We start from the raw sequence: 17,462 nt of genomic DNA on the forward strand, positions 1-17,462 counted from the left end.
GAACCCATCCAGGGACGACGATTTTGGCGCAGGAAGTGTCCTTTAAGATTTTGCAGATATTCCGAAGGAATGCGCGATAAGGGGTGACGCAGGACAAAAAGGATGCGACAGCCACCGAAAACCTGAAGCAGCCGCTTCAACATCTCTACATACTTTTCCGTCATCCGGTTTCCCAGAATTTCCCATGACGCCACCAGAACCATCTCCGGCGAGATTTCCGGCAACACTTTTTCCACGTAAAGATTCCGTGGATAAGTGCAATCAAAAAGCTGACAGAGTTGCCAGAGAGTGGGCTTGAAAATTTCGTAGAGAAGCTCTGTAACACACCCCTCCCTGTGGGCCAAACCTTTGACCTTACCGCAATAGAAAACCTGGGAGTGGTGGGCGAAAAGCGCCTCCTGTAGAGTCGTCGTTGCGGTTTTGGTTAATCCGACATGCAACAAGAGGCCATTTTTATCGGCCATTGCGAAAATGCTCCTTTCGCAAACCATCCACGATTTGCCCCCAATTAATCTTTATTGACTTTTTTCGGCTAAAGCCAGACTCAAAGTCACAAACTCTCTGGTACTTTCCCGCCAGTCGGGCCAGGAAAACTTTTGCTGCTCACCAAAGCCCTCCGCCGACAACCAGAGTGCTCTTGCCACTCTTCTAAAAGAAGGACCAATTCATCAGGAGAATCGAGTTTAAAAAATCGACAGAAATTCTCCCCACTTTCGCGAAACACCGGAATATCGCTGGCGAAAACGGTCAAACCGTGCATTAGTCCCTCGACAACCGGCAAACCGAACCCCTCGGCAAGGGAAGGACAAACCAGACAATCAGCTCTTTCGATCGCTTCAGAAAGATCCCGGTCGCTGGCGTTATCAAGATGCAGAAGTCGTGTACCAAAATCGGCATGGCCTCTGATACGATCGATAACCTCGCGATTCTTCCAGCCCGGTCGACCGATAATTATCAACGAGACATCGACATCTTTGGCGCGCAGGAGGTCGTAGGCATCCAAAAGCAGGAGGTGGTTTTCCCTGGGTTCTATGGTTCCAATCGTAAGGATGGCCTTACCGGGGGTATTCCAGAGGGGTTGCAGGTAGCGTTAAATTTTCTTCCGTTCAGAAATCGAATCTAGTTCAGCTCCAAGTCGAAAAGATCCACCGGCAAAAAAAATGAGGGCGCAGCTCCGGATGTTTTTGCAGATAGCCATTAAGAGCTTTTCGGGTTGCTTCGGAATTGGTTACGAAAAAATCCACCCGCGGAATAATCTGCGCAAACCAAGCTGAAAAACCCCTTACCGTTACCTCCTGGCAAAGCTCCGGCATAAGTAAAGGGAAAAGGTCGTGCACCATCGCCCCCAGGATAACCCCGCGCCCAAACTGAACTTTGAAAAGAGCCTCCAGCATAGCGGTTGAACGCCAAGTCGAATCGACCAGCACCACGATATCGCCCGCACGAAAGGAGATAAAACGACCGATTATCAGCTTGGCCGGAATTGTGGCCAGAGCCATCAGGGAAAAAGGAAGGTCACGCATTTTTTGCGCTGTTCCGGCGAAAACAGGAGTTTGACCAGACGAATTATAATTCGTCGGCAAAAATCCGGGAGATAGCCACCGCTCGATTCGACCAGAGACTCGACGCTCTTCTTTAACCTGATCATGAAATATGGTCTTATCTTGACCTTACGGGAGGGAATAATAAAACCGAAACCGGTCCAAAGCAAGGGATAGACATCAAAATCGCGGCCCGAAAATGCCGGCCCATGATTGGCAAGATTACGCACAACCCTCTGAATGCCGCTATTTCCTCCATGAAAAAAGGTCTGCGTACACTCAATAAAAATTCGGGTTTTATTCTTTACTGCCATCAGCTTTCCTAAAATGGGTACTCATACCTGATAAACAGATCCACATGTAACCAAAAACCTTTAGCCGATATCTTACGACTCTCCACAACTAGCCAAAATAGCCATGGCGGGTCAAAGGCAGAGCGAAAGTCTCCTCCAGCCAGCGATTTCCCTTAAAGGTCAAAGAAAAGATCCGCTCGCGCCAGGCGGGAGGGATCGGAGCACGCGCCTTACCTCCTCTAGCCCCAGGCTCCCTTTTTCGATCAAGGCCCAGAAGTTCCTTCCGCCGCCGCCGCGGGGCGAATCTGAAACGCAATGATTGCATCTGCGAGCCTTTGATTTTTTGCAAGGCCTCAACCTGCGCCGTCGTCCATCTCTCATTATCGATGCTGGCAGCGGTCAGTTGAACCCCTTTTGGCCAGGATATCGGTGAAGTAAGATTCCCAGGACCAAACCGGCGCCAGATTTTCCTTGGCGGCATGCATTGAGATGTCGGCATAAAGCTCGCGACAAGCGGCAAAATCGGGAGCATAAACCTCGCCATAGGCGACCCCCTGCATGAGCTTGAAAACCGTGGCATCGCGACAGGCTTCAAAACGGCGATAGCGTCCTTGGAAAAAAGGGCCGTCAAAACGACCCAGATAATAAATCTCACTGTGGCCGGCAAAAAGACGCCACTGCAGAGTTTTAGTCGCAGTTTTGGGCATCCCGATATGAATAACCGGCAAACGACCGGACAACAGCTCCGCCTTCATTGCAAAAAAACCTCACTCTTTTGAGATTTGACCATCTCAGCATAAAGACCCTCACGTGCCAGCAGTTCAGCATGGCTGCCATCCTCCACCAGACGCCCCTCATCGAGTACCAGAATCCGATCCGCCTCCTTGACCGTCGACAACCGATGTGAGATAAAGATGATCGTTCGCTTGGCCGCCAAATCTTTGAGAACCTGGAACATCGACGCTTCGGAAGCCATATCGAGGTTTGAGGTCGGTTCATCCAAAATCAAAAGTGCCTAGCTGCGGGCCAGAGCCCGGGTAATCGCTAACAGCTGCCACTGACCGGCAGAGAGGGTCTCATCGCCAAAAAGGCGACCGAGATGGGTCTTAAAACCTTGCGGCAATTTTTCAACAAAACCCTTAATTCCGGTTTTAGCGGCCAACCGGCAAACCTCTTCCGGAGCATCTTTTAATTTCTGCCAATCGCCAAAAGCAATATTGTCATGCACAGTGGCCTCAAAACGGGTTGGTTTTTGGAAAACCATCGCAATATGGTCGTGCAGCCACCGCAACGAAAGCTTTCTCACATCAGTATCATCTATCCTGATGCTACCCTGTTCAAGCTCATAGAATCTGGCGATCAATTTAACCAAAGTAGTCTTACCCGCGCCGTTCCGACCGACAATCGCAACCGTTTGACCGGACGGAATCGATAACGTAAGCTCCTTAAGAACCGCAACCTGGCTATGGGGATAGGTAAAGCTGACACGCTCAAAATCGATACGCCCTTTGTACTCTGCCGGCACACTCCTCCCTTATCCGAAATTTTCGGTTCAACCGCGAGAAAATCAAGCAGCGGAACGATAGCCAAAGAGGCCTCCGCTCCCAGCGCCATTGCGTTGAAGAGTTGAGTATTGCTCCTCAGAGCCCGGAAAAAGCGGCCAGCGAAAAGGTGACAAGGACCCCGACGGCAACCGTCCCCTGACAAAAATCATAGGTCAACCAGGTTATCGTTGCCAGCAGTACCACCATATAGAAGAGGATGGTGAATCCCAGACGAAGCGATATCTTTTCCAGAATCTCTCTTCTGGCGATGACGATAGAACGGGCCGTCTCTTCGAAACGCTGAATTATCTCACCGGCCAGGTTAAGAAGTTTTATCGCCGGAACATTCTCGGTTCCGGCTAAACGCGAGGTGTAGTAACGCCCCAAACGGCGCCTTTGCGTAGTTTTGATATCAAGTTGATAATTGCTGTACGACACTGAAACTGCGCACCGCCAAAAGCGGAATACCGGCCACAAAAAGGAGTAAAGCCGGCAGCGGTTGACGCCACCGGGATGACCGCTTCAAGAAGAAAGCAACCGACAATTGTGGCAAATAAGCGGCGCGAGGCGCGCCAGGCCAAGCGGAAAGACCAGGCCACCGCCACAATAAAATCGGCGGAAAGTTTATTTTTTTTTTCTTATTCAGACCCATCAACAACAACTGGCTAACAGCGTTATAACTCTACATGGCAACGACAACCAGAAATGGAAACGCAGACTATTTAGTGGCTTACTGCGTTATTTTCTTATTTTTTTCTACATTTTTTCAACCGCAAAAACAAGCAACTGTTAAGTGCTTCACGGGTTATCCCTGAAGGGGATGTCCCGAGGAAGAAACTTATCCAGCTCTGCTGGGTCTGACAAGAGCACTCATTTGTGACCACCGAAAATACCTTTCGGTACGGGCCGCAAGACCCCTTTGGGTTGCGGGGCTAGCTCCCGCATTAGAGTTTCCTCAAAAAGTCGAAAGCTTAAGCCACAACTTAGAGCGGTTGATTGCCACTGACTGTGAGCTGCCCCCCAAGATTACCCAGAAGGCAAAAGCAGCTCCCTGATAAATGAGGAGGCGCCTCCAAACCAGGTTTTCAACGAGCCCAAAGAATTCCCGGTTCAGACCAGCAAGTTCATTGCCGGAAAGATGCGGCGCAGACCGGCTGCGGCGCTCCCGCAAAGGGCAATAACTTGCGGATAAGCGGTCAATCAGCCACAAACCGCCGGTTTTTTAAATATAAAGGAGAAATCGCCCAGAGACGGCGGACAATGGCGGTAAATTTTTCGAGGAAAAGATCCACTTCGGCCTGAGTGCTCCACCGCCCCAGACTGATGCGCAGCGCCCCCTGGACCAACTCCGGGCCAACCCCCATGGCGCGCAGCACCGGCGACCCCCGATGATCACCGCTGGAACAAGCGGAACCGGCTGAAACCGCGATATTTTCAAGATCGAGATGGGCCAGCAGAGACTCACCGTCAACCCAGGGAACACTTAAACAGCAGGTATTGGGCACCCGCTGACGGCGATGCCCATGAAAAATCAGTTCTCCATCCAGGGCGGTCTGCAATGAAGCCTCAAGATAATCGCGCAGTCGACCGATACGTTCGCTTTCCTCCCCCATCCGCCCGCGCAAAAGCTCGCAGGCCAGACCCAACGCGGCCATGGCGGGAGGATTTTCCGTGCCGCTACGCCGACCTCGTTCCTGTCCGCCGCCATGCAGTAGAGGCTCCAGTTCAACCCCGGAACGCAGCCACAGGGCTCCAATGCCCTTGGGCGCGTAAACCTTATGACCGGACAGCGACAACAGATCCACCCCCAGGGTCTTTACATCAATCGCCACCTTACCGAAAGCCTGCACCGCGTCCGTGTGCAGAAGCACGCCCCGAGGCCGGGTCAGGGCGGCAATCTCCGCCAACGGAAACAGCACTCCGGTTTCATTGTTGGCCAACATCAGGGAAACCATCAGCGTTTCATCGCGTAAAGCCTCGCCTACCTGGTCCGGACTCAGGGTGCCATCGGCGGCAACCGGCAAACGCGTAATCTCGGCGCCCAGACTCTCGAGATAAGCACTGGTCGCCATTATCGCCGGATGTTCGACCGCGGAGATGACGGCATGGACCTTGCGCCCCCGGCAGAGCGAAGGCAGCAAGCCACCTTTCAGAGCCAGGTTATCACTCTCGGTACCGCCCGAGGTAAAACAAAGCTCCTCGGGTTCGGCGTTAAGCAGATCGGCAATCTGCCGGCGAGCCCGGGAAACGATTCCGGCCACAGGCCTCCCAAAACAATGACCGCTGGAAGGGTTACCAAAATTTTTCCGGGCCACCTCGGCCATCAGAGCCAACACCTGAGGATCGACCGGAGTGGTCGCGTTATAATCAAAATAGATTCGATTATCTTTCATTTTCCAGTCACTTAAAGCAAAAACCGGCTTGCGGCCGGTCGGTTACACATAACACAAGACGATCCCCCGCGGAGCCGGAAAACCATATTCAAAGCCATCGCGGCGCCGGACTCCAGCTGCGGTGCGGCGGGAAAAACTTTCGTCCGCCCGTCTACCCGTCGAACATTTATCCGCCTATGCGCCCTTTGACCCGGAAAGCAGATTGGCCAGGGAAATCGAATGCAGATAAGAGCTGATCTTTTCGTCGAGCTCCTCCCACATCGGTCGGGTCACACAACAGGCGTTCCGTGAAGAACCCGAAGCACAGGCGGCCTCGTCATAATATTCACAGTTACGACAATCAACCGGATTGATTGATTCCTTGACCACCGCCATGATCTCATCCAGAAAGATCGCCTCGGGATCACGGGCAAACAGATATCCACCCCCGGGCCCCCGAACGCTTTTCACCAGACCGGAACGCCGCAAATGAACAAACAACTGTTCCAGATAACTGACGGAAATCCCTTCAACCCGACTGATATTCTTAAGAGAAACCGGACCCTCCTGGAGTTTCGAGAGAATCCCCAGGGAAACCATGGCCCGAATCGAATAACGACCTTTAGTAGAAAGCTTCAAAAGTTTACCTCCATCGCCCGAGGCGGACAGACATTGACACAAAGACCGCAGGCACTGCATTTTTCCGGGGTGAAAATAACCTTCATCGAAGGTCTTTCAATCGAAAGCGCCCCGGTAGGACAAATCGCCGTGCAAGCTCCGCAGCTGGTGCAGATTTCTTCATTGCGCTTAACGCTTTTGCGAATCGACTCGACCTCGACCCCGCTTTCCTGAAGATAGGTCAGACCCTGCTCCAACGGAATTTCATCGCCGTCGATTTCCAGAACCAGATAACTTTCCTTACGCGGCAGAATTACGGCGCGCAGAATATTGACAACCAGATCATAATTTTTAATGAGCTTATAAACAATCGGCTTGTCGTAGTTATTTTGGTTGAAATGAAGAACATAAATTCTCTTCATGAATTTTCCCTATTATTCATATTTCAATCAATTCAAGATTCCCCCCGGTCGCCAGGTCATCGTCCATGATCGCCAAGGCCGCCGACACCCCCGGCCAGGCCAGCGCTTTTTCCACGACCCGGCCGAGATCCCGCTTGCCATGAACCAGGTTAGCCAAAGCCGTTGCCGCGGCATCGGCCAGAGCGGCATCTTCGGCGACAATAGTAACCGCGTCGGCCCGGCCGAAACTCAAAGAATGTCCCACGCTGGCCGAAGAGGTGCAAACCCCGCAGGCAAAAGGGGCCGAGCCCGTAAGTCGGACTCCCAGCCGGCCGCTGAGCGGCGAGTTCCCCGCAAACACCCCTAAAGTGTAAACCCGACTGCCGGCCAGAAAAACATCGCCGCCATTTTCAACCACAACCATTCCACTCGCCGCCGGCAAATCCCGGCCGACGGCTTCAGCCAGGGCTCCGGCCACCGCCGCCATAGGACCGACCCCGGTAAGCGCAGCGGCCGCCATCATACTCCGTAACAGCTTTGGCGCCGGTGGATAGGCGGCCGCCTCGACCGGAACCAGGCTGCCGCCCCAATCCGGATGACGCGCCAGAAAGGCCTCGAGCTGACCGCGATAATGCAGCAGACGATTCAAGGCCAGACCTTTATATTGAGGCTCAACCCCGCTGATCCAGAGATCGCTTTCCGCCGCATGCACTTCAAAGGCAAACTGCGGGGACAGACCGCCGTCCGGTCGATAAAATCTCCGCCGATAGCCGCCCGGCCGCGATTCGCCCTTCCCTATAGACATAACCCAATAACCTTGTCAAGTATAATGTTTTACTGCGACGATTCAGTCGAGGGCCTCGCGCAGGCTTTTTACCCGCGCGGTCAATTCCCGGCGACCGGCATCCGACGCCTGACCTCGGCCGATGATTTCCACCAGGGCGCTGCCGACAATCACGGCATCGGCATGGGAACCGACACTGCGCACCTGTTCCGGCGTGGAGATGCCGAAACCGGCAGCCACCGGCAGATTTTTCGCGACGCTCCTGACCAGATCCAGATTTTCAGCCAGTTCAGGGGGTAAACCGGAACGAGCCCCGGTAATGCCGGTAATCGTCACATAATAAAGAAAACCGCTGCCCGAAGCCACGATCTCCGCCAGACGCTCGGCGGAAGTCGTCGGAGCTGCCAGAGGAATCACGGCCAGACGTCCGACCGCCAAGCGGCGTAATTCTCCCGACTCTTCCAGGGGCAGATCGGGAACGATCAGACCATCGACCCCGACCGCGACAGCCTCGGCCACCAGCCGCTCCAGGCCATAATGGAAAATGGGGTTGTAATAGGTCATCAGAACCAAAGGCAGCTGCGGCTGACGCCGGCGAATGCCTTTGACCGTCGACAAAATCCCCGCCAGAGTCGCGCCCTGGGCCAGAGCCCGACCTGAGGCCGCCTCAATTGTCGGGCCATCGGCCAGGGGATCGGAAAAGGGCACCCCCAGTTCCACAATATCGGCCCCGCCCGCCACCAGACAATCAACCAGCTCGGGGGTCGCGTCCAAAATCGGATCGCCGGCGGTGATAAACGTGATCAAGGCCTTGCGCCCCGCCTGCCGAAGCCGGGAAAAACAATTTTCAAGACGCTGCATCATAGCTCCTTTCCACTTTTAAGCGCGGCCAGGGTCGCGACATCCTTGTCACCCCGCCCGGATAAATTAATCACAACCACCTGATCACGCAGGCGTTCCGCCAAAGCCGCAACCCCGGCAATCGCATGGGCACTTTCCAGGGCGGGAATAATCCCTTCACTGCGACAGAGCAGCGCCAGGGCGTCCAGGGCTTGGTCATCGGTGACGGCGATGTATTCGACCCGGCCCGCATCCCGAAGAAAACTGTGCTCGGGACCGACCCCGGGATAATCAAGGCCGGCGGAAATCGAATGGGCTTCTTTGACCTGACCATCATCGGTCTGCAGCAGATAACTCAGGGAGCCATGCAGCACACCAGGCTCACCGGCGGACAAGGGGGCCGCATGGGCTCCACCGGCGATACCGCTGCCGGCCGCTTCCACTCCGATCATGCGCAAACCATCCTCGAGAAAGGGGTGAAAGATACCAATCGCGTTGCTGCCGCCGCCGACGCAGGCCACCAGACAATCCGGCAGCAAACCGCTGGCCGCCAGAATCTGTTCCCGGGTTTCCAGACCGATAACCCGCTGAAAATTACGCACCAGCATCGGATAAGGATGAGGACCAACCACCGAACCGATAATATAATGCGTGTCGCGAACATTGGTAACCCAGTCACGAATCGCGGCATTGGTGGCGTCCTTTAAGGTCCGGCTGCCGGAAAGCACCGGAATCACCCGGGCCCCGAGAAGCCTCATGCGGTAAACGTTCATGGCCTGACGGGCGATATCCTTTTCCCCCATGTAGACCTCACATTCCAGTCCGAACAGGGCGGCGGCCGTCGCTGTTGCCACGCCATGCTGGCCGGCCCCGGTTTCGGCGATAATCCTTCTTTTTCCCATCCGCTGAGCCAGCAGGGCCTGTCCCATGGTATTATTTATCTTATGGGCTCCGGTATGGGCCAGGTCCTCACGTTTCAGGTAGACCTCCCGAATGCCGAGTTCCCGGGCCAGATTGCGGGCCCGATAGAGAGCCGTCGGCCGTCCGCAATAGTTTTTCAGCCATTCCTTAAGTTCAGCCTGAAAGGCCAGATCCTGAGTATATTCAGCACAGGCCTGCTCCAGTTCCTGAAGCGCGGCCATCAGGGTTTCCGGCACAAAACGTCCGCCATAATCCCCAAAATACCCCCTGGCATCCGGCAATAGATCTTCGTTAAGCATCATCCCTCACTCTCCTGTCCAGATTAAATGATCGTTCCTGCAACCTTTCATTGCCGTCGGCCCTTCTGACCGCCGCGACAAAAGTCTTGAGTTTATCCGGGTCCTTGATTCCCGGCGCAGCCTCGACTCCGGAACTGACATCGACTCCGAAAGGACGCAATTGCCTTATCGCCGCCTCGACATTCCCGGGGTTGAGGCCGCCGGCCAGAAAATACGGCTTGCCCCGCCAGGGTTCGGCCAGTCGCCAGTCAAACACCCGGCCCCCGCCCCCGGCCTGCTTCGGCAGCCAGGTATCGAGCAGCGCGGCCCAGCCGTAAGGGAAAGACTCGGCCGGCAGAACGCGACCGGAACCCAAACGGCAAACCCGCAGAACCCTCCGGGGACTCAGGGCCCGAGCAAAGGCTTCATCTTCATGACCGTGCAGCTGGATTAGATCAAGTTTGCAGAAATCAGCAATTTCCATAATCTCGTCTCGCTCCGCATCAACAAAAACCCCGACCTTCATAACCTTTTCCGGAATTTCGGCACCGATCTTCGCCACGGTCTCCGGGCTTACGCGCCTGGGACTCTCGGCCAAGACAAAACCCACCAGATCGACGCCGCAGCCAGCGGCCAGCCGCACATCCGCGGCCCGAGTCAGACCACAGATTTTAATCAGAGTTGTCATGTCTGTAACTCCGTCAGCAGCCGCAACCGGTCGGCGCCGGCCCGCACCAGGCTGCCGCCGATCAGAAAAGCGTTGATTCCGCCCGCCTGCAGACGGCGAATATCGGCGGGTTTTTCAATTCCACTCTCGCTGACCACCAATCGGTCCTGCGGCAGCCGGGCCGCAAGCCTGAGACTGGTTTCCAGATCGATCGAAAAATCCCGCAGATCGCGGTTATTGATCCCGACCAGAGGTGCATTGACGGCGGCCACCTTGGCGGCGTCATCCAGATCACGAATCTCGACCAGACATTCAAGATCGAGTTCCTCGGCCCGCGCCAAAAACCGAGCCAGCTCTCCCGTCTCCAAAACCGCGGCGAGCAGAAGAATGGCATCGGCGCCGGCGACCAGACTTTCCTCAATCTGCCAGGAATCGATAATAAAATCCTTACGCAACAAAGGCAAAGCAACCTGGGAGCGGATCTCGCGCAACCACGTCAGCGACCCTTGGAAAAAATTCCGCTCGGTCACCACGGACAGCGCGGCCGCGCCGCCGGACTGGTATTCGGCGGCCAGCGCCACAGGCACGAAGTCGCAGCTCAGAAGCCCGGCCGAAGGCGAGGCTTTTTTGATTTCGGCGATAATACGCGGGGCCTGCGGACGGGAACCCTCAGAACCCAGCGCCGCTTTCAGGGAACGTCGCGGACCGCGTTCGCAAACGCCTTCTTTTGCAAAACGTTCCAAGACTTCGTCCTGTTTCCGTTTGGCCGCAGCGACTTCAAGCCTTTTGGCGGCGATGATCTGATCGAGAATACTCATCCTTGTCTCTCCCCACTAACCGGCTTGAGCGCCTGACTGAAGGCGACCAGTTTTTCCAGTTTGGCCAGGGCCCGCCCGGAAGCAATGGTCGCTTGCGCCAACTCAACCCCCTGGCGAAAACCGGCTGCCTGGCCGGCGACCACAAACACCGCGGCGCTGTTGAGTAAAACGATATCACGAGGAGGGCCGGTCTCGATTCCGGCCAGCACCTTTTTCAGCAAAAGCGCATTTTCCTCGACATCGCCACCCCTGACCGCGGCCAGCGGCGCTTCCGTCAGGCCGACATCGGCAGGCCTTAGAATCATTTCCGCAAGCTCCCCGTCCCGCAGCCAGACGACCTGGTTTGCTCCGGCCAGACTGAGCTCGTCCAGCCCCCCGGCGCCATGCACCACCATAGCCTGAAGCCCGCCCAACCCCTTCAAAACCTCCGCCAGAGGCCGGGTCAGGGCCGGATCATAAACCCCGAGCAGCTGAACATTGGCCGCCGCCGGGTTGGTCAGTGGCCCGAGAAGGTTGAAAATCGTGCGAATCGCGATTTCACGTCGAGGGCCGATGGCATATTTCATGGCCCTGTGCAACAACGGCGCAAAAAGAAAACCGATGCCGATTTCCTGAATTGAAACCGCAACCTGAGCCGGAGTCAATTCCAGATTGACCCCCAGAGCCTGCAGGACATCGGCACTGCCGCAACGACTGGAAACCGAGCGATTGCCGTGCTTGGCCACTTTCAGACCCGCGGCGGCCACGACCAGGGCAGTAGTGGTGGAAATGTTGAAGGTCTGACAACCATCGCCACCGGTACCGCAGGTGTCAACCAGGATTTCTCCGCCGGAACTTAGATCAAACCCGGTTTCAACCCGGGTCGCCTTGGCGCGCATGACTCGGGCGGCGCCGGTAATTTCGGCGACTGTTTCCCCTTTCATGCGCAGCGCCGTGATAAAAGAGCCGACCTGAGCCGGGGTCGCGGCCCCGGTCATAATCTCTTCCATGACCTGTTCCATGTCGCTTGCGTTGAGATCATGGCGTTCCACAATCCTGGCGATCGCTTCATTGATTTTCATTATAAGCACTCCTGTTCCTAACCGTCCCCGACCAGCGGGGAAATCTAAATAAAAGGATAACGCTTCAGCCAGCAGATGCTGGCTGACATGATATTCTGGCGGACACGATTCCGATTTCCTGTAAAAAGCAGGCCATAGCTCCAGCATCTCCGGAGGGCGAAGGGTTTCAAAAAACAACCCCCGGCAAAGGTGGTTACCGGCCCCCTACCAGCCCCGGGCCGCGAGTTCCAGAGCCCGACGCATGGCCGAAGCCTTGTTGAGCGTTTCCTGATACTCCAGTTCCGGCCGGGAATCTGCCACAATCCCGGCCCCGGCCTGAAAATAGAGGCGCTCGTCCTTGACCGTCACCGTGCGAATCGTAATCGCGAAATCCATATCCCCGGAAAAGCCGAAATAACCAACCGCCCCGGCATAGGGACCCCGACGGGTCGGTTCAAGTTCGTCGATAATTTCAAGGGCCCTGACCTTGGGAGCCCCGCTCACAGTGCCGGCCGGATAACAGGCCCGAAAAGCGGCAAACATGTCAAGTCCCTGACGCAATTCCCCTTCAACATGGGAAACGATATGCATGACATGCGAATAGCGCTCGATTTTCATCAGTTCCTCGACCCGCACTCGGCCGTAATCGACAACCCGGCCGATGTCGTTGCGCCCCAGATCCACCAGCATGATATGCTCCGCCCGCTCCTTGGGATCCGCCAGCAGCTCTTCCGCCAGGCGGCGGTCCGCGTCCGCATCGACTCCGCGCGGCCGGGTTCCGGCGATCGGCCGCACCTCCACCCGGTTGCCGTTTTTGCGTACCAGAAGTTCCGGCGAAGAACCGATCAACCGCTCGCCGGCAAAATTAAAATGAAACATGTAAGGCGAAGGGTTGATCAGACGCAGAGCCCGGTAAACGGCCCCCGGATCGATTTTCTGCAGGCAGTGAAAACGCTGGGCCAGAACCACCTGAATCAGATCTCCGGCCTTGACATAATCAACCGCCCGCGCCACCATCCGCAGGAACTGAGCCTTCGTCATATTGGCCTCAAAGGCCAGGGGTTCAGATACCGGAGTCGGGGCCACCCAGGCCAGCGGCCGGCGAATCCGACTGACAACCTCATCCAGGTCAGTCAGCGCCTCGCGATAAAGCTCGGCCTTTTTTTCACCGCTAATAGCTTCGTCACCGACATCAACCAGACGAACCAGAGACAGACTGTGCCGCAGATTGTCATGGACCAGCAGCATGCCGGGAACCATGAACCAGGCGTCGGCCCCGTCGACATCACGGTGGGTCGTATCCGGTAATTTTTCAAAGGCCTTGACGGTCTCAAAAGAGAAAAAACCGACCGCTCCGCCGTAAAAATCAGGCAATCCGGCCACCGGAGCGGGGCGCATCAGTTGCATCAGGCGGGCCAGTTCCGGCAGAGGATCGACCGTGATCAGCCGCTGCCGCAGCGCCCCCCTGACGATCTCGATTTCGCCCCGGCGCTGGCAAAAAAGCAGGGCCGGCCGATAACCGATAAAACTGTAACGCCCCCAGCGCTCTCCACCCTCCAGACTTTCCAGGAGAAAGGAAAAATCTTCCGCTGCGGCCAGCTTGTAATAGAGGGTCAGCGGGGTATCGAGATCAGCGACAATCTCGCGGCAAACCGGGATATAGAGATAATGTTCCGTCAGCTGGGAAAACTCGCTGAATTCCGGAAAAATCTTTTCGCTCATGGCAAACCTCGTTCAGAGCCTTGCGGCCCGAAAAAAACAAAAAAGGGCTGCGGAAAGCATCCAAGCCTTGCCGCAGCCCTTAAAGATCGGTTCAAAGGTCAATCCCTGTTACCCTAAACCCATCCCTTGCCGAGGTAGCCCGGATGCAACAATTGTGCATGGCCACCACCAGCCCCAAACAAGATTATGGTTGAGAGTCATCTTCATAGGCGCTCATTAACCTGTCAGGCGCGACCATGTCAAGTTCTTTTCAAAAAAACCGGCACCGATTTCGTCATTTTTTAGTTTTGAGGGCACGTAAGCTGGTTTTCCGTAACCTTCTTCGCGAAAGTTCGTCGTTTTTCCGAGCCCAGGAAGCACCATAACATTGCGGTTGTCTGAGCGCGGTCGCGAAAGTGCGGCCATTCGGGCGCGATGAGCGCTGGAAAGATAAACCATGATCAGCTTTTATGCCTGACCTTCGCCCCGGATTTTCCCGGTTTTTGTTGACGACCGCTGACTTTTTCCAGTTCCTGCCGCTGCCGGCGACGTTCACTGCTGCCGAAGGGAACATGAAGGGGCCGCCGCGTGTCGCGATCGAGACCGCTGAAATACATGGCGGTGGAGATCGTGCCCGGCGTCGGGGTAAAATCCTGAAACTGTCGCGCCCGAAGGCCGCAGTTCACCAGACTGCGGGCGAGCCGTTCCATTTTGGCGACCGTCGAGCCGGGATGCGAGGCTATCAGGTAGGGAGAAAATTCAACCGCGACCCCGAGTGCTTTGGCCTGACCACGACACTCAAGCAGAAAATCCTCCAGCTCCAGGCCGTCATTTTTATGCATCAGGCGCAACAGTTCCGGGTCGTTGTGCTCCGGAGCGATCTTCATGACTCCGGGCAGATGGCGGGCGATAAGCCGACGCAGCAATTTCGGGGTGCGACGCAGCAGGGCAAGGCGCAGACCGGAGGAGATCAGCACCTTCTTGACGGACCCGATCCTTTCAACCCGGTCCAGGAGCTTGAGAAAAGCCCTCTCATCAATCGCCAGATTGGAACAGGGCCGCGGGTAGAGACAGTCAATCTGCGGACAGGGTTCAGCTCGACGGCAGGAAGTTCCGTAAAGATTAGCCGTGGGACCGCCCAGGTCACTGATTATCCCGGAAAAGTCAGCTTGGCGCGCAAGTTTTTCGGCCTCTCGAACAATCGACGCTTGACTGCGGCTGACTACCCTCGCCCCCTGATGCCGGGTCAGAGCACAAAAGGAACAGTTGCCGCTGCAACCCCGAACAATGGTCAGAGAATCCTTGATCATGGTCCAGGCCGGCACCTGACCCGCATCCGGATGCGGACGCCTGGTGTAGGGGAGTTCATAAACCCGGTCCAGCTCGGCCGGGATTAAAGACTCGGCGGCGGGATTCTGCCAGAGCCAACCGCTTTTCTGCTCCTGCACAAGCACTTCCCGAGCTGGCCCGCTCCGCCGGGCGACCTGGTCGATCAACAACTCGGCATAAAGAAAATTTCCCCGGTCGGCGACCATCTCGGTCCAACCCGGCAGTCGCATCACCTTTGCGTTTACCTCCCGGTCCTGAATCTGGCTCGGGCGCAAAACCTCACAGGTTCCGGCAATGCCGGCCAGATCCTGCCCGACGGCCAGGCGGCGGGCGCTTTCCAGGATTGCCCGCTCCCCCATGCCATACACCAGAAGATCGGCCTTGGCGTCGGCCAGAATCGAGGTTCTGAGTTTTTCCTGACGGTAATCATAATGGATAAAACGCCGCAGCGAGGCCTCCAGCCCTCCGAGTATCAGAGGCACCCCGGGGAAAGCGGCCCGGGCCAGATTGGCGTAGAGCAGCGTCGCCCGATCCGGACGCCGGCGGTTGGTTCTGCCCTTCGCCCCGGGAAAATAAGGGTCGCCGGCGGGAGAAAACGGATCATCGTCACGGATTTTTCCGTTGCCGCTGTAATTAGCGACGATAGAATCAAGATTGCCGGCCGTAATCCCGAAAAAAAGCCGGGGCCGTCCGAAGATTTTAAACCCTTCGGAACCCTTACGATAATCGGGCTGGGCCAAAATCGCCACCCGAAAGCCATGGGCCTCAAGCCAGCGTCCGATAACGGCAACCCCGAAAGCGGGATGGTCGACATAGGCGTCACCGCTGACCAGAACGATATCGATCTCCGACCAACCCCGCCGCGAGCAAGCGGCGGGGTTGGTCGGTAAAAAGTCGCTTATTTTGAATATCGGCACAGCTTCCTCAAAAAAACTTCTGGAGATTTACGGCCAAGTCACCTATAGAGACATGGGATAAAGGGGTTAAACGACTCCGCTTTTTAAACTCTCACAGTTCATTTTCGGTTTGCAGAAACCGGAAATGAACTCAAGCAAGTACCTCTTTGCAAACCGAGCAAACCGTCGTTGGATAGTCGAGCGGCGGGGTTCATCCCCGCGCTGGAAAAGGCTTCATAATCTTTGCGACAAGGAAAAGCCAAGCCATGAGCCTGCCTGAAAGCGGCCGCACCAGGCTGATCGAAATCCCGGAAGAACTCGAAGAGATTTGCGACCGCATTCGTCGCCACGGCCGGGTTGCCATCGATACCGAATTCTTCTGGGAAAGAACCTTTTATCCCCAGCTGGGACTGGTCCAGCTGGCTCTGCATGAAAAACAGGCCTGGCTGATCGATATTCCGGCCCTGAATAACCGGCTGGCACCACTGGGGCGGATTCTGGCGGACCCCACCATCGAAAAGATTATTCATGACGCCCGCCAGGACCTGACCATTCTCAAAAACCAGACCGGCAGCTACCCGCGTAATATTTTCGATACTAGGCTGGCCTGTGGTTTTATCGGCCCTTCGGCCAATTATTCTCTTTTCGAACTCTGCCGCACCTTTGCCGACCGCAATCTGAGCAAGGAGGAAACCCGCAGCAATTGGCTGCAGCGCCCCCTAAACCCCGAACAATGTCAGTATGCCCTTGAGGACGTTATCTTCCTGCCGCGAATCAGAACGGCTATCAAGCAAAAAGCCGAGCTGCTGGAACGCTGGGCCTGGATCGACGAGGAGATGAAACTCTATGATCGACCGGAACTTTATGACGACCCGCCTTTTGACCAGGTTTTCACCAAGGTCAAAGGCTGCCGTCGGCTATCCGGCAAGGAACTGGCCCTGTTGCGGGAGCTGGCGGCCTGGCGGGAGAAGGAAGCCCGGCGGCGGGACCTGCCGCGGCGCCATGTTCTTTCCGATGAAATGCTGGTCAATCTGGCGATTCGGCAACCACAAACCCTCGCCAGCCTCAAAAACAACTGCGACCTTCCGGCCCGAAGCGGACAACGGCACGGTCAGGCCCTGCTGGAGGCGATCAAAAAAGGCCTGCAGACTCCGGCCGAGCTCTGGCCCCAGCCCGCAAACGAGCGGCAGAAAAAAACCGCGCGCGCGCCCTACCGCAAAATTTCTGATTTCATTCTTGAACTGGGCCGCGAGCACAACCTCGATCCCGGACTGCTGGCCAATCGCCAGCAAATCGAAGACCTGATTGAAACCCGGGGCAGCGACCCCAAGCGGCATCCTCTGTTACAAGGCTGGCGCCATGAGTTTGCCGGCAGGAGAATCATCGCGGATTTTCTGAGCTGAACCCCGGCAACCATGA

20 protein-coding genes are annotated in these 17,462 nt (G+C 56.1%); 1 reads left to right on the top strand and 19 read right to left on the bottom strand.

Annotation, left to right across the window (positions count from 1 at the left end; genetic code table 11):
• From ENN66_08685 to ENN66_08775, 19 genes are all read right to left on the bottom strand, one after another.
• Nucleotides 1–464: hypothetical protein (locus ENN66_08685; GenBank protein ID HDS16660.1), on the bottom strand; the 464-nt coding region annotated here is incomplete at its 3' end.
• Between the two features lie 86 nt (nt 465–550).
• The gene (locus ENN66_08690; GenBank protein HDS16661.1) at nt 551–1,084 is read right to left on the bottom strand and encodes a glycosyltransferase; all 534 of its coding nucleotides are present in this window, start codon (nt 1,082–1,084) and stop codon (nt 551–553) included.
• 40 nt (nt 1,085–1,124) lie between these two features.
• Nucleotides 1,125–1,523: a hypothetical protein gene (locus ENN66_08695; protein HDS16662.1), complete on the bottom strand. Its 399-nt coding sequence runs from the start codon at nt 1,521–1,523 to the stop codon at nt 1,125–1,127.
• Nucleotides 1,499–1,855, bottom strand: a complete 357-nt coding sequence (locus ENN66_08700) for a hypothetical protein (protein ID HDS16663.1) — start codon at nt 1,853–1,855, stop codon at nt 1,499–1,501. The genes ENN66_08695 and ENN66_08700 overlap by 25 nt, the downstream gene beginning before the upstream one ends.
• A 359-nt stretch (nt 1,856–2,214) precedes the next feature.
• Nucleotides 2,215–2,589, bottom strand: a complete 375-nt coding sequence (locus ENN66_08705; protein HDS16664.1) for a hypothetical protein — start codon at nt 2,587–2,589, stop codon at nt 2,215–2,217.
• Entirely contained in the window at nt 2,586–2,843 is a 258-nt protein-coding gene (locus ENN66_08710; protein ID HDS16665.1) for a hypothetical protein, read from the bottom strand. Before ENN66_08710 ends, ENN66_08705 begins: the two co-directional genes overlap by 4 nt.
• 6 nt (nt 2,844–2,849) lie before the next feature.
• Nucleotides 2,850–3,359: an ATP-binding cassette domain-containing protein gene (locus ENN66_08715; protein HDS16666.1), complete on the bottom strand. Its 510-nt coding sequence runs from the start codon at nt 3,357–3,359 to the stop codon at nt 2,850–2,852.
• A gap of 115 nt (nt 3,360–3,474) precedes the next feature.
• Nucleotides 3,475–3,816 (bottom strand): hypothetical protein, encoded by a 342-nt coding sequence (locus ENN66_08720; GenBank protein HDS16667.1) that lies wholly within the window; start codon nt 3,814–3,816, stop codon nt 3,475–3,477.
• Nucleotides 3,817–4,574: 758 nt separating this feature from the next.
• On the bottom strand, nt 4,575–5,771 hold the full coding sequence (locus tag ENN66_08725) for a cysteine desulfurase (GenBank protein ID HDS16668.1): 1,197 nt from the start codon (nt 5,769–5,771) through the stop codon (nt 4,575–4,577).
• A 174-nt stretch (nt 5,772–5,945) separates the two neighbouring features.
• The gene (locus tag ENN66_08730) at nt 5,946–6,449 is read right to left on the bottom strand and encodes an Rrf2 family transcriptional regulator (GenBank protein ID HDS16669.1); all 504 of its coding nucleotides are present in this window, start codon (nt 6,447–6,449) and stop codon (nt 5,946–5,948) included.
• On the bottom strand, nt 6,386–6,790 hold the full coding sequence (locus ENN66_08735) for a 4Fe-4S dicluster domain-containing protein (GenBank protein ID HDS16670.1): 405 nt from the start codon (nt 6,788–6,790) through the stop codon (nt 6,386–6,388). Before ENN66_08735 ends, ENN66_08730 begins: the two co-directional genes overlap by 64 nt.
• Before the next feature lie 16 nt (nt 6,791–6,806).
• Nucleotides 6,807–7,574: a UPF0280 family protein gene (locus ENN66_08740; GenBank protein ID HDS16671.1), complete on the bottom strand. Its 768-nt coding sequence runs from the start codon at nt 7,572–7,574 to the stop codon at nt 6,807–6,809.
• A gap of 42 nt (nt 7,575–7,616) precedes the next feature.
• The gene (locus tag ENN66_08745) at nt 7,617–8,414 is read right to left on the bottom strand and encodes a tryptophan synthase subunit alpha (protein ID HDS16672.1); all 798 of its coding nucleotides are present in this window, start codon (nt 8,412–8,414) and stop codon (nt 7,617–7,619) included.
• Nucleotides 8,414–9,613, bottom strand: a complete 1,200-nt coding sequence (trpB, locus tag ENN66_08750; GenBank protein ID HDS16673.1) for a tryptophan synthase subunit beta — start codon at nt 9,611–9,613, stop codon at nt 8,414–8,416. The genes ENN66_08745 and trpB overlap by 1 nt, the downstream gene beginning before the upstream one ends.
• Nucleotides 9,606–10,280: a phosphoribosylanthranilate isomerase gene (locus ENN66_08755; protein HDS16674.1), complete on the bottom strand. Its 675-nt coding sequence runs from the start codon at nt 10,278–10,280 to the stop codon at nt 9,606–9,608. Before ENN66_08755 ends, trpB begins: the two co-directional genes overlap by 8 nt.
• Complete coding sequence (gene trpC, locus ENN66_08760) at nt 10,277–11,077, bottom strand: indole-3-glycerol phosphate synthase TrpC (protein ID HDS16675.1); 801 nt, start codon at nt 11,075–11,077, stop codon at nt 10,277–10,279. Before trpC ends, ENN66_08755 begins: the two co-directional genes overlap by 4 nt.
• Nucleotides 11,074–12,138 (bottom strand): anthranilate phosphoribosyltransferase, encoded by a 1,065-nt coding sequence (gene trpD / locus ENN66_08765; protein HDS16676.1) that lies wholly within the window; start codon nt 12,136–12,138, stop codon nt 11,074–11,076. Before trpD ends, trpC begins: the two co-directional genes overlap by 4 nt.
• 204 nt (nt 12,139–12,342) lie before the next feature.
• Nucleotides 12,343–13,839 carry an anthranilate synthase component I gene (trpE, locus tag ENN66_08770; GenBank protein ID HDS16677.1) on the bottom strand — a complete coding sequence of 499 codons (1,497 nt, stop codon included), beginning with the start codon at nt 13,837–13,839 and terminating at the stop codon, nt 12,343–12,345.
• A 440-nt stretch (nt 13,840–14,279) separates the two neighbouring features.
• A complete protein-coding gene (locus ENN66_08775) occupies nt 14,280–16,058 on the bottom strand; it encodes a YgiQ family radical SAM protein (protein ID HDS16678.1) in 1,779 nt (592 codons plus the stop codon).
• A gap of 251 nt (nt 16,059–16,309) precedes the next feature.
• On the opposite strand from ENN66_08775, the gene ENN66_08780 reads away from it, so the two are divergent.
• Nucleotides 16,310–17,446, top strand: a complete 1,137-nt coding sequence (locus ENN66_08780; protein ID HDS16679.1) for a ribonuclease D — start codon at nt 16,310–16,312, stop codon at nt 17,444–17,446.
• The last annotated feature ends 16 nt before the right edge of the window (nt 17,447–17,462 follow it).

It is taken from the genome of Pseudomonadota bacterium (assembly GCA_011049115.1).
Classification (GTDB): Bacteria; Desulfobacterota; Anaeroferrophillalia; order Anaeroferrophillales; family Tharpellaceae; genus DSCM01.